The sequence below is a fragment of the Phenylobacterium sp. FG114 genome (assembly GCF_057809855.1).
On sequence record NZ_JBMDKU010000010.1, the window covers coordinates 90326 to 103073 of the forward strand.

General features: G+C 68.0%; 9 protein-coding genes. 6 read left to right on the forward strand and 3 right to left on the reverse strand.

Features of this window, described 5'->3' with window-relative positions:
- Window positions 1-29 precede the first annotated feature (29 nt).
- The 6 genes from ACODSY_RS17480 (at window position 30) to ACODSY_RS17505 (ending at window position 10683) form a co-directional block, all read left to right on the forward strand.
- Complete coding sequence (locus ACODSY_RS17480) at window positions 30-2765, forward strand: M14 family metallopeptidase (RefSeq protein WP_488953065.1); 2736 nt, start codon at window positions 30-32, stop codon at window positions 2763-2765.
- 335 nt (window positions 2766-3100) lie between these two features.
- Window positions 3101-6190, forward strand: coding sequence for a TonB-dependent receptor plug domain-containing protein (locus tag ACODSY_RS17485; protein ID WP_488953066.1), 3090 nt, complete (start codon window positions 3101-3103; stop codon window positions 6188-6190).
- 63 nt (window positions 6191-6253) lie between these two features.
- Window positions 6254-8020, forward strand: coding sequence for a gamma-glutamyltransferase (gene ggt, locus ACODSY_RS17490; RefSeq protein WP_488953067.1), 1767 nt, complete (start codon window positions 6254-6256; stop codon window positions 8018-8020).
- A gap of 43 nt (window positions 8021-8063) precedes the next feature.
- The gene (locus tag ACODSY_RS17495; protein ID WP_488953068.1) at window positions 8064-9764 is read left to right on the forward strand and encodes a glycosyltransferase family 4 protein; all 1701 of its coding nucleotides are present in this window, start codon (window positions 8064-8066) and stop codon (window positions 9762-9764) included.
- 79 nt (window positions 9765-9843) lie between these two features.
- The gene (locus tag ACODSY_RS17500) at window positions 9844-10224 is read left to right on the forward strand and encodes a glycine zipper 2TM domain-containing protein (protein WP_488953069.1); all 381 of its coding nucleotides are present in this window, start codon (window positions 9844-9846) and stop codon (window positions 10222-10224) included.
- Between the two features lie 3 nt (window positions 10225-10227).
- Window positions 10228-10683 carry a hypothetical protein gene (locus ACODSY_RS17505; RefSeq protein ID WP_488953071.1) on the forward strand — a complete coding sequence of 152 codons (456 nt, stop codon included), beginning with the start codon at window positions 10228-10230 and terminating at the stop codon, window positions 10681-10683.
- A 4-nt stretch (window positions 10684-10687) separates the two neighbouring features.
- Here ACODSY_RS17505 and ACODSY_RS17510 read toward each other — a convergent pair whose 3' ends face one another.
- The 3 genes from ACODSY_RS17510 to ACODSY_RS17520 form a co-directional block, all read right to left on the reverse strand.
- On the reverse strand, window positions 10688-11083 hold the full coding sequence (locus ACODSY_RS17510; protein WP_488953073.1) for a DUF3597 domain-containing protein: 396 nt from the start codon (window positions 11081-11083) through the stop codon (window positions 10688-10690).
- Between the two features lie 63 nt (window positions 11084-11146).
- On the reverse strand, window positions 11147-11893 hold the full coding sequence (locus ACODSY_RS17515) for an ABC transporter ATP-binding protein (protein ID WP_488953074.1): 747 nt from the start codon (window positions 11891-11893) through the stop codon (window positions 11147-11149).
- On the reverse strand, window positions 11890-12723 hold the full coding sequence (locus tag ACODSY_RS17520) for an ABC transporter permease (protein ID WP_488953075.1): 834 nt from the start codon (window positions 12721-12723) through the stop codon (window positions 11890-11892). Before ACODSY_RS17520 ends, ACODSY_RS17515 begins: the two co-directional genes overlap by 4 nt.
- Window positions 12724-12748: the final 25 nt, after the last annotated feature.

A 12748-nucleotide genomic window follows, 5' to 3' on the forward strand; every position in this document is an offset into this window, starting at 1 on the left:
GGGCGGCGTGAGTTTGGGGGACTGAAGTGATGCGTTTCCATCGTGCGATCCGCGGCGCCGCGCTGGCGCTGGCGTTCGGGGCGGCCCTGGTCGGGACGGCAGCCCAGGCGGGCCCTGTCACCTCGCCCAAGGAGGCGTTCGGCCACGACATCGGCGACGACTATTTCCTGGCGAACTACACCCAGCTCGAGAGCTACTTCAAAAAGGTCGCCGGCCAGACCGACCGCATGAAGCTGGTGGAGATCGGCAAGACCGAGGAGGGCCGCACCGAGTATATGGCCATCGTCTCGTCGCCGGCGAACCTGGCCAAGCTGGACCGCTACCGCGAGATCGCCCGCAAGCTGGCCAAGGCCGAGGGCGTCAGCGAGGCGGACGCCAAGGCGATGGCCGCAGAAGGCAAGGCGGTGGTCTGGATCGACGGCGGCCTGCACGCCACCGAGACGGTGCCGCCCCAGGCGCTGATCGCCGGTCTCTACGACATGCTGAGCAAGGACGACCCTGAGACCCTGCGGATCCTTGACAACGTCATCATCCTGTTCGGTCAGGTGAACCCCGACGGCATGGAGTTGGTGTCGAACTGGTACATGCGCAACGCGGATGAGAAGAAGCGCGAGTTCTCCAGCCTGCCGCGGCTCTACCAGAAGTACATCGGCCACGACAACAATCGCGACTACTACATGTCGGCGATGAAGGAGACCACGAACGTCAACCGGATCTTCTTCCGGGAGTGGTTTCCCCAGATCATCTACAATCACCACCAGACCGGCCCGGCTGGGACCGTGGTGTTCGTGCCGCCGTTCCGTGACCCGTTCAACTACAACTACGACCCGCTGGTGATGTCGACGCTGAGCGAGGTCGGCGCCACCATGCACAGCCGGCTGATCGCCGAGGACAAGCCCGGTTCGACTATGCGCAGCGGGGCGACCTACTCCACCTGGAACAATGGGATGGAACGGTCGATCACCTATTTCCACAATGCCGTGGGCTTGCTGACCGAGATCATCGGTCACCCTACGCCCTCGACCCTGCCGCTGATCGCCAAGAACCAGATCGCCCGCAACGACCTGCCGGCGCCGATCGCCCCGCAGACCTGGCATTTCCGCCAATCGATCGACTACTCGCTGACCATGAACCGCGCGGTGCTGGACTATGCGACGCGCAACCGCGAGCGGCTGCTGTTCAACATCTGGCGGATGGGGAACAACTCGATCGAGCGGGGCCGGCGCGACAGCTGGACGGTCACGCCGAAGCGGATCGAGGCCCTGGAGGCGGCGGCCAAGGGCAAGCCGCTGGTAGGGTCGGGCCGCAACGCGGGCCTGGATCCCGACCTCTACAAGACCGTGCTGCGCGACCCCGCGATGCGCGATGCGCGCGGCTACATCATCCCCGCCGACCAGGCCGACCTGCCGACGGCGGTGAAGTTCCTGAACGCACTGATCAAGACGGGCGTCGACGTGCAGCGCGCCACCAAGTCGTTCACGGTGGCGGGCAAGACCTATCCGGCCGGCTCGTACGTGGTGAAGGCCGACCAGGCCTACCGGCCGCATGTGCTCGACATGTTCGAGCCGCAGGACCACCCGCACGACTTCGCCTATCCGGGCGGTCCGCCGATCCCGCCGTACGACTCCACCGGCTACACCCTGGCCCTGCAGATGGGCGTGGCGTTCGACCGGGTTCTGGACGGCTTCGACGGCCCGTTCGAGGCGGTTCCCGACCTGCTGGCGCCTCCGCCGGGGCGGATCGTCGGTTCCGGCGGCGCCGGCTACCTCGTGAGCCACGAAACCAACGACAGCTTCATCCTCTCCAACCGGCTGCTGAAGGCGGGGCAGGGGGTCTACTGGATGAACGCTTCGACCAAGGCGGGCGGACGCACGCTGCCGCCGGGCGCCCTGTGGATCCCGGCGACAGCCGAGAGCCGCGCCATCGTCCAGGCGGCCGTGAAGGGGCTGGGCCTGAACGCCTATGCGCTGGGCGGCGCGCCCTCGGGTGCGCGGCTGAGGCTGAAGCCGGTTCGCGTGGGCCTGGTGGACAAGTACGGCGGCAACATGCCCGCCGGCTGGACCCGCTGGCTGATGGAGCAATATGAATTCGACTACCGCGTGGTCTATCCCCAGCGGCTCGACGCCGGCGACCTGGCCAAGGACTATGACGTCCTGATCTTCACCAACAACGTGCTGGCCAGCGACGACGCCGACGCCTTCCAGGCCCGGCAGCCGAAGCCCGACGAGATCCCGGCCGAGTTCCGGCCGTGGTTGGGAGAGGTGACGCGGGACAGGTCGGCGCCCCAGGTTGCCGCCTTCCTGAAGGCCGGCGGCGCGGTCGTGGCCATCGGCAACTCGACCCGCCTGGCCGAGATGGTCGGCGTCACCGCCACGAGCGCGCTGAATGGGCCGGACGGCAAGCCGCTGCCGCGCAACAGCTTCTACATCCCCGGCTCCTTGGTCGAGGTGAGCGTCGACACCACCCAGCCGCTGGCCTACGGCGCGCCGAAGTCGATGAACGTCTTCTTCGACCGCAGCCCCGCTTTCGCACGGGGCGTCGGAAAGCCCGCGGCCTGGTACCCACAAGGCGACGTGCTGCGCAGCGGCTGGGCCGTCGGCCAGGAGAAGCTGAGCGGCGCCGGCGCGGTGGTCGAGACCGACGTGGGCAAGGGCAAGCTGTTCCTGATGGGGCCGGAGGTGGCTCAACGCGCCCAGTCGCACGCAGCGTTCAAGTTCTTGTTCAACGGCCTCCTGTATGGACCCGCGATCGCGGCGGCGCCTTAGCGGAACGACCGCAAGTCCCGCCCGTGATGACAGTTGAGAGATGTATCTAAGCGTAACATAACGCGGTTAGCAGTATTTTTCGAGCAATCGAGAACCAATATCAGATGCATCTGATAGTTGTGCTGAGCGGTTTCTGAAGTGGCATCGTCTTGGTGATCGGGAATGAGGCGCGGCTGCTCACCCTCGCCACATTCCAGCCGTTATCGAACTAAGCGCCACGGGTTTCTTGTTGACTATCCTGCGAACGGTTGTTTGACGCGACGCAGATCACGCTATTCACTACGCCTGGGGCGGGCGCCTTGCTTCGCGCCGGGCCGGATGAGGGGAAAACAAACATGACGACGCCATCGCGCGGACGGACCACCTTGCTTGCGACCAGCGCGCTCTGCGCCGTCGCCGCCATCGCCACGCCGGTCCGGGCTCAGGAAGGCGCAGCGCCCAGCGAGCTCGAAGAAATCGTGGTCGTCGGCTCCCAGATCCAGGGCTCCAAGGTGACGGCGGCCCTTCCGGTGACCGTGGTGGATGCGGCCCAGATCCAGGCCACGGCGGCTGGATCGGGCGACGAGCTGTTCCGCACCATCCCGCAGGCCGGCAACGTGACGTTCAACTCGAGCTTCCTGCCGGGCTCGTCCAACTCGGCGCGGGGCGACGTGAACTCGATCAGCCTGCGCAACCTGGGCGCCGGCAATACGCTGGTGCTGATCAATGGCCGCCGGACGGTCTATCACCCGACGACCCAGGCCGAATCCCTGGTGCCGACCTTCACCTACAACACAAACGCCATCCCGGTGGCGGGCCTGAAGAGCATCGAAGTCCTGCGCGACGGCGCGGCCGCCATCTACGGCACCGACGCGGTGGCCGGCGTGGTCAACACCGTGCTGCAGGACGATTACGACGGCGCCCAGATCGAGTTCCAGTACGGAACGGCGACCGGCACCAACCTGCGCGAGGGCAGGCTGACGGGCCTGATCGGCGACAACTTCCAGGACGGCCGCGGCAACATCACGCTCTTCGGCTCGCTGGAGAAGCGCTCGGCCCTGCTGGCCTCCGACCAGGACTACACCGCCTCGCAGGATCGCCGGCCCCTGTTCGCCGGGACGGAGTTCGCCAACACCGTCGGCCTCGACAGCCGGGCGACCACCTCGGGCTTCGGCGCCTTCCAGGCCCAGGGCGTGACCAGCGCGATCCGCGTCGGCACGACGGCGATCACCGGCGCCACCGGCATCTTCCACACCTCGCCGCAGTCCGTGGCTTGCGCCGTGGCGGTCGGACCGGGCCTGTGCGTCGTACCGGGCGCCATCAACACCACGACCGACCGCGCCTTCCGTCCCGACGTGCTGGCCCAGACCAAGGCGTCGGTCATCCCGCAGGCGGACCGGACCAACCTGTTCCTGACCGGCCACTACGACATCAACGAGGACGTCACCTTCTTCGGCGAGGCGGGCTACTACCACGCCCGCACCGAGGGAAACACGGCGCAGTACAATGCGCTGAGCACCTCTCCGGCGATCAGCATCGGGCCCAACGCCTACTACAACCCCTTCGGCGCCACGACGTTGGCCAACGGACAGCCGAACCCCAATCGCCTGCCGAACCTGGTGGGCGTTCCGGCGGGCGGGCTGCGGCTGACCTTCAACGCCTACGGCCTCCTGGACCTCGGCGCCTCGCAGGTCATCGTGAAGAACGACCAAGTCCGGATCCTGGGCGGCCTGAAGGGCAAGAAGTACGGCTTCAACTGGGAGACCGCCGCGCTCTACTCGGAAGCGACGGTGGACGACCTGTCGTACGCCCTGGACGGCACCGCCTTCTCGGCGGCGGTCAACCGCACGACGCCTGACGCCTACAACCCGTTCAACGGCATCGGGGCCGGGACGAACCTGGTCACCGGCGGCGATCAGACGCCGTCGAGCGCAGCGGCGCGCGCCGGGCTGATCATCCCGATCACGCGCTCCAACAAGACCACGCTGGCGCTCTGGGACTTCAAGGTGAGCCGTCCCGACCTGTTCACGATCTGGGCCGGTGACATCGGCCTCGCCGCGGGCGTCGAGGTGCGGCGCGAAACCTACCGGGACAACCGAGACGACAACGTCGACGGCACCATCCCGTACGTCGACGCGATCACCGGTCCGATCGTCGGCGGCGCCGTTGCGCTCAGCAACATCCCGGGCACCTCCGTGTCCCCGGACGTGAGCGGCCACCGCACCGTCAAGTCGGCCTACGCTGAGCTGGCCATCCCGCTGGTCTCGCCGGAGATGAACATCCCGTTCGTCAACCGCGTGGAGATGCAGCTGGCCGGACGCGCCGAGGACTACAGCGACGTGGGCAGCGTCGCGAAGCCGAAGGTGGCGGCGGCCTGGGACGTCGTCCCCGGGTTCCGCCTGCGCGGGTCGTGGTCGAAGGGCTTCAAGGCCCCGAACCTTGAGCAGATCAACGTCAGCCAGGTCAGCCGCACCAACAACCGCCAGGACTACTACTTCTGCGAGGCCGACCTGCGGGCCGGCCGGATCACCAGCTTCAGCCAGTGCACGCAATCGCGGACCACGCGCGCCGTGCGGGCGGGCAACCCCGACCTGAAGCCCGAGACCTCGGAAAGCCTGTCCTACGGGATCGTCTTCCAGCCCGAGTTCCTGCCGCCCGAGATGGGCCGCTTCATCTTCACGGTCGACGTCTGGAAGATCAAACAGAAGGGCATCGTCGGCCTGTTCGGCGAAGGCAACGCCGTCATCCTCGACTACCTGATGCGGCTGCAGGGGTCCTCGAACCCGGCGGTCCACCGCCTGGCGCCGACGCCGGACAACATCGCCGTGTTCGCCGGCACCGGCCTGACGCCCGTGGGCTTCGTCGAATATGCCGACGACAAGTACGTCAACCAGCTGCCGCAGGTGGCGCAGGGCGTCGACATGGGCGTCAACTACCGTCTGAACACCGAGAATTTCGGTGACTTCACCGTCGACGTGAACGTGGCGCGGCTAGACAAGCTCTACCAGTCCCCGACCGAAGGCCTCGCCGCGCTGATCACGGCGCGGGCCGCGGGCCAGATCAACGCCGGCACGATCATCACGGGGGGCCAGGAGCTGGTCGGTCAGAACGGCACGCCGGAGTGGCGCGGCACCGGGTCGGTGAACTGGCGCTACAAGAACTTCGCCGCCAACTGGTTCACGACCTACACGGGCGACTTCTACTCCACGGCCCTGACCTATTCGGCGACGGGCGAGTTCTACAAGGTGCCGCACACCTGGGTGCACAACGTGTCGGTCTCGTACACCTTCGAGGACGGCAACAAGTACCTCGAGAACACCCGGGTCCTGATCGGGGCGCGCAACGTGTTCGACAAGGACCCGCCGCTGGTCTCCGACGGCTACCAGGCCTCGGTCTACAACCCCTACGGCCGGTACCTCTACTTCAACATCCGCAAGACCTTCTGAGCTGGATGACCCGGGCCCCTCTCGCAATCGCGGGAGGGGCTCATCGTTTTGTGGGGAGCAGTGATGCGTAAAGTCGTCCGGGCCGCCGTCTCGCGCGCCGCCCTCGCGGGCTTCCTGGCGGTCTCTCTCGCCTCGGCGCCGCCGGCGTGGGCCCAGCAGGAGGAAGCGCCGACCTCGGCCCTGGCGCAGACCGGCGGCGACCTGATCGGCTACCGGTCCATCCACCACCCGGTGATCGGGCGCGACGGGATGGTCGTGTCGCAGAACAAGATCGCCTCGCGGATCGGCGCCGACATTCTGGCCAAGGGTGGCAACGCCGTGGACGCCGCTGTGGCGGTGGGCATCGCCGAGACCCTGGTCCTGCCGCGCGCGGGCAATCTGGGCGGCGGCGGCTATATGCTGTTCTACGACGCCGCGACGAAGAAGACGACGGCGATCGAGTACTACGGCCAGGCGCCGCTGGAGGTGAAGCCCGACCTGTTGCTGGGCGCGGACGGCAAGGTTTCGAACGACAAGTCGATGTCATTCAAAGGCGTCACCGTGCCGGGCACGGTCGCCGGCCTCTACGAGGCGCACAAGCGGTTCGGCAAGCTGCCCTGGGCCAAGCTGGTTCAGCCGACCATCGACCTGGCGAGCAAGGGCGTGGTCATGAGCGACGACGAGGCCTCGGCGCTGGCGGCGCGGAAGGCCACCATGGCCAGGGACCCGGGCGGCGCCCTGAAGGTCTACTTCAAGAAGGACGGCTCGGCCTACCAGCCGGGCGACGTGTTCCGGAATCCCGACCTTGTCTGGACCCTGAAGCACATCCAGGCGAAGGGCGCCGATGGCTTCTACAAAGGGCCAGTCGCGGACCGACTGGTCGCGGGCATCCAGGCCGGCGGCGGCATCATCACCAAGGCCGACCTGGCCGCGTACAAGGCGAACGTGCTGGAGCCGATCTGGTCGGACTACCGCGGCTACCGGATCGCCTACATGCCGCCCACCTCTGCCGCCTCCAGCGTCGCCGAGGCGATGAACATCATCGAGCAGTTCCCGATGGCCCAGTATGGCCAGGGCAACGTCGCCAGCATGCACCTGATCGCCGAGGCGCTGAAGATCGTCACCTTGGATCGCCGCTATTCAGGCGGCGGACCGCAGTGGAAGACCCCGGCCAAGGGCATCGCCAGCGAAGAGTTCGCCCGGGAGCGCGCGAAGCTCATCTCGATGGACAGGTCGCTGGACAGCAAGGCGCTACCCGGCCTGGATCCGCATCCTTACGAGAGCCCCGACACCACCCACTTCTCGATCGCCGACAAGACCGGCAACGTGGTGTCGAACACCTACACCCTGAGCGCCTCCTTCGGCGCGCACGTGGTGGCGCCCGGCACGGGGTTCCTGCTCAACAACTCGCTGGGCAATTTCGACTGGAACCCCAAGCCCACGAGCCTGGGAAACAGGATCGAGCCGGGCAAGCGGGCGCAGTCCACCATCTCGCCGATCATCGTGTTCAAGGACGACAAGCCCTGGGTGGTCACCGGAACGCCGGGCGGCGGCACCATCCTGGCCACCATGGTCCAGATGCTGGTCAATGTGATCGACTTCAAGCTGAACATCGCGGACGCCGCCCAGCGGCCACGCATCTACCAGGTGGGCATCGACGGGCCCCTGCAACTCGAGGAAGCCATCCCGGATGACCTGGTCGTGGGCCTGGCGGCCAAGGGCCATAAGGTCGAGCGCTCGCAGATCCTGGGCAGCACGCAGTCGATCATGATCGGGCCCGACGGGGTGATGTACGGCGCGGCCGACACGCGCCGGCCGGACGCCGCCGCCGTGGGCGTGAAGCAGTACTAGGGCCGCCTCGACGCCCCGACCCGGCGCGTTCTAAGACTGGAGCATGAGCGACGAGCCTATGAGTTCCGGCGCGCGGGGCGGGCTCGCGATCCTGCACCCGTCGGGCCACACCACCCTGCAGAAGAACCCGTTCGGCAAGGACGTGGCCAACCTGCAGCTCTGGCAGGCGCTGGCCCGGCACGGCGGCTACGGGCGCCTCGATGTGGTGACCATGCAGAACGCCGACGCCGGCGAAGTTGCGCAAGGCTTGCTGGAGGGTGTGGCGTCACCCACGCGGATCACCACCTCGCTGCGGCTCAACTCGAGCGCCCCTGTCGAGATGGGGGCGCTGCTGCGCGGCACGCCCGAGATCTCCGGCCTGGCCTGGTCGCGCAGACGCCGGGCGTCGGACCGGGCCTACAGCCTGCTGGGCATGATCCACACCCTGGCGCCCCCGGCCATGCGCCAGATCACGGCCAATGTCTCGACCGCCCCGATCCAGCCCTGGGACGCCCTCATCTGCACCTCGCCTTCGGTGCGCCAGGCGATGGACGAGATGTTCGACGGCTGGGAAGACCACCTGGCCGATCGCACCGGCGGACGGCGCCCGCCGCGTCCCGCGTTGCCGGTGATCCCGCTGGGCGTGGACGCCGCCCGCTTCGCGAACAAGGCCGACCGTCCGGAGGCGCGAGCCCGGGCGCGGGCCGCGCTCGGCCTGGCGAAAGAGGACGCGCTGATCCTGTGGGTGGGGCGGCTCTCGTACTACGAGAAGGCGTTCCCCCAGGCCATGTTCCAGGCGTGCCAGCGGGCTGCCGCGGCGACCGGTGTTCGCACCGTTTTCGTCATGGCCGGTTGGTTTCCCGAGGCGCACGAGCGTGGCTTGTACGAGGCGGCGGCGCGGACCTACGCCCCCGATGTCGAGACCCACTTCGCCGACGGCAACGACCGCGAGCGCCTGGCCGACCTGTGGGCGGGAGCCGACGTGTTCCTCTCGCTGGTCGATAACATCCAGGAGACGTTCGGGATCACGCCGCTGGAGGCCATGGCCAGCGGCCTGCCGGTGGTTGTGAGCGACTGGGACGGATACCGTTCCAGCGTGCGGCACGGCGTAGATGGGTTCCTGGTCCCGACCCTTGGCGGTCCGATCGGCGGCGGGTTGGGCGGGGCGATGGTGGAATGGCACACCATCGATATGCGCTCCTATCAGGCCTACGTCGCCGCCGTGGCCCAGCAGACGGCCGTGCACGCGGGCCGGGCGGGCGACGCGCTGGCCGAACTGATCCGCTCGCCCGACCTGCGGCGACGGATGGGTGAAGCGGGACGAGTCCGCGTGCGCGAAACCTACGACTGGCCGGTGGTGGCCCGTCAGATCCACGCGCTGACCGACGAGTTGGCGGCCATCCGCGCTGCGTCGGAGGACCCCGTCTATCGCGTGGCGCAGGATCCCGTGGCCGGCGATCCCTTCCGCGCCTTCGCCGCCTTCGCGTCGCAGACCCTGACGCTGGAAACCCGCCTGACGGCCGCGCCGGGAATCACGGCCGACATGGTTCGGGGCGCCGGCAAGGTGGTCGCCCTGGACACCGCGCTGCCGGACTTCCGCGCCAGCCCGGCGGTCTGCGCCGAGGCGTTCGACAGGATCGCGGCGACCTCCGGCGGGATGACGGTGCGCGATGTCCTGACTGGCTTCCCGATCCCGCAGCGGCGGACGTTGGAGCTGGGCCTGGGCTGGATGGCGAAGTGTGGCTTTGTCGACTGGCTGACCTAGCGCCTGCATCCAACTCCAGCCTTTGGCGTTTCCATCGCCTGAGCCGACGAGGGAACGGCTCACGGATGAAGGAGAGACTATGCGGACGATCGCCATGATCGCCGGCCTGGCCATCGCCGTGGCCGCCGTTCCCGCCGCCTCACAGGCGGCTTGCCAAAAGCGCACCAACGGGACCGTGATCGGCGCCCTGGGCGGGGCCCTGCTGGGGAGCGCCGTCGCCGGCCGCGGCGACCGTACCGAAGGCGCCCTGATCGGCGGCGCGGCCGGTGGCCTCGTGGGCAACCAGGTCAGCAAGTGCCGCAACAAGAGCTATTCCAGCCGCAGCTATCAGCGCGCCCGCAGTTCGGAACGCGCCTCGTACGACCGTCCGCGCTACGCGACCGGCTGCCGGATGGAAACCCGCGCCTACTACGACGCGTATGGACAGCGCGTGTATCAGCCCACCCGGGTCTGCCGCTAAGCCATGCGCAACATCCTGATCGTGACCGCCGCCTGCGCGGGCCTCGTGGCCTGCTCGGGCGGCGACCGCCGGCCGGTCGCCGGCGTCTGCAAGGCTTTCCCGACAGCCGCGCAAGCGGCCGCGACCGACGGCGCCGCCGGGATGGAGGATTGCCTGCATCGGTGGGCCTACACCTTGGCCGCTGGACCGGATGACGCTGGAACCGTGGCGGACGCGACGGTTGCGGCCTGCACGGCGCCGCTCAGCCGCTGGAATCAGCAAGCCTTGGCCGCAGCCGCGAACGAAAGCACGCCGCAGGAGGCGACGAGCCTGCTGACCGGCGAACCCACCAGCCCTATCGCTGAACACCGAAACTTCGCCGCGGACCGAGCGCTGTTCTATGTCGCGCAAGCGCGGGCGGGGCATTGCAAGCCGCCGCCCCGCCGCGAGGGCGCGGTGATGACCGCGCCGGACAAGTAGTCGTCTAGCGAAGCGAGTCGGGGACGATCCCACCGTTCTCGGCGAGCTTCCGCATGACCGCCTTGTGCAGCCAGATGTTCATGGCCGCGCTGTCGCCGGTGTCGCCCGAATAGCCGAGTTCCGCCGCCAGCGCGGTCCGGTTGGCAAGGCTCGAGTCGATGGACAGCAGCTTCAGCAGGTCCACGATCGACTGACGCCAGTTCAGGGTCTGCCCGTTGTCCTTCGCCATCACCTCGAGAACGGCCTCGACGTCGACGGCGGGGGGCGGTTCGGCCGCGGCGGGCGCAGGCGCGGCCGCGGGCGCCGCCGCTGGCGCGGTCTGGCGCGGGGCGGCCTGAGGCGCCGCCTTGGCCTGGGGATGGTGGAAGATCTTCGAGAGAATGTCGCCGAATACGCTCATGTGCCGCCTCCTGCTGAGGACGGCGGAACGTCGACGGGGGCGGGTTGGATGCTAAGGCAGAGCTCAGCTCTTGAGCAATTCGTCCAGCTTGCGGATGTCGACGATCTCGGAGGCGACGCCGCCTTCGAGCTTCATCACCTTGTTGCAGTAGAGCCGCAGCAGCGGCGCCTCGTGAGTGGCGAGCACCAGGATCCCCGCCCGCTCGACCAGCTTCAGCAGCCGCTTGTGCGCCAGCTTCTGGAAGTCGGCGTCGCCCACGGCGATCCATTCGTCCATCAGGAGCACGTCGCACTCCACCGCCGTCGCCGCGGCGAAGGCGAGGCGGCCCTGCATGCCGGCGGAGTAGGTCTTCACCGGCATCGACAGGAAGGGCCCTAGCCCGGTGAACTCGGCGATCTCGTCCATCCGCGCGTCGATGTCCTTGGTCGACAGGCCGCCGATGCGGCAGCGGAGGCGAATGTTCTCGTAGCCGGTCGCCGACGGGTCGATGCCCAGGCTGAGGTCCAGCAGCGAGGCGATGCGCCCGTGCACCTCGATCGAGCCCTCGTCCGGCTCGTAGGCTCCCGAGAGCGCGCGCAGCAGGGTGGTCTTGCCTGAGCCATTGTGGCCGATCAGGCCCAGACGGTCGCCAGCCTTGAGCTGGAGGTTCACGTTCGACAGCGCAGTCACGTCGGTGACACCGGCGTGGCGGCCCAGGGCGCCGCCGACGGCTACAGCGCGGGCCAGCGCCTTCTTCATCGACTTGGCGTCGGCCCCATAGACCGGGAAGCGGATCGTGAGGTCGGTGCAGGTGATCGAAGCGGCGGTCACAGGTAGTGCACCAGGCGGCGGCGGGTGTTGGCGAAGATCGCGAAGGTGAGAGCCCAGCCCACGACGGCCATCGCCACGAGGACGATGTAGCTGTACGAGGCCACCGACTGGCCGAGCAGCGGCGCGCGGACGGCCTGCAGCAGGTGGTAGAACGGGTTCAGGTCCAGGAAGATCTGGTGCTTGCCGAACCGGCTGGGCATCCAGAACACCGGCGTCATGAAGATGGCGAACTGCATCACCGAGACCACGATCTGCGGAACGTCGCGGAAGCGGGCCGAGGCGATGGCGGCGAGCAGGGACATCCAGCTCGCGTTGAGCAGCATCAGCGCCACACCGACCACCGCCAGCGGCACGTCGGCCACCTTCCACTGGCCGTAGAAGACCAGCATGCCGACCACGATCACCAGGTGGTGGCCGAGGTTGATCAGGTTGCGGAAGACCGTGCGCCAGACAAAGGTGAACATCGGCAGGCTGGTCTGGGACAGGATGCCCGAGGCCAGGACAAAGGTGTCGCAGCCCTCGTTCACCGTACCCGTCATCACGCCGAAGAACACGATGCCGAGCGCCACGTAGGGCAGGAACTCGTTCAGCGGCAGGGTGAAGAGACTTGCGTACAGAAAGCCGATGCCCAGGACCATCAGGCCCATGGACAGCGTGATCCAGAACGGGCCGAGCACCGAGCCGCGGTAGCGCGAGGCCACGTCGTGCCAGGCCAGCGACCAGGACAGGCCCAGTCGCCCGAACGAATTGACCAGGTCCCTGGACGCCATCTGCAACTGGAACAGCGCGCCGCGCCGGCCGGTCCGCAGCATGTGGGTGGCGGTCTGCAAAGGGCCTCTCCCGATGGAAGGCGCG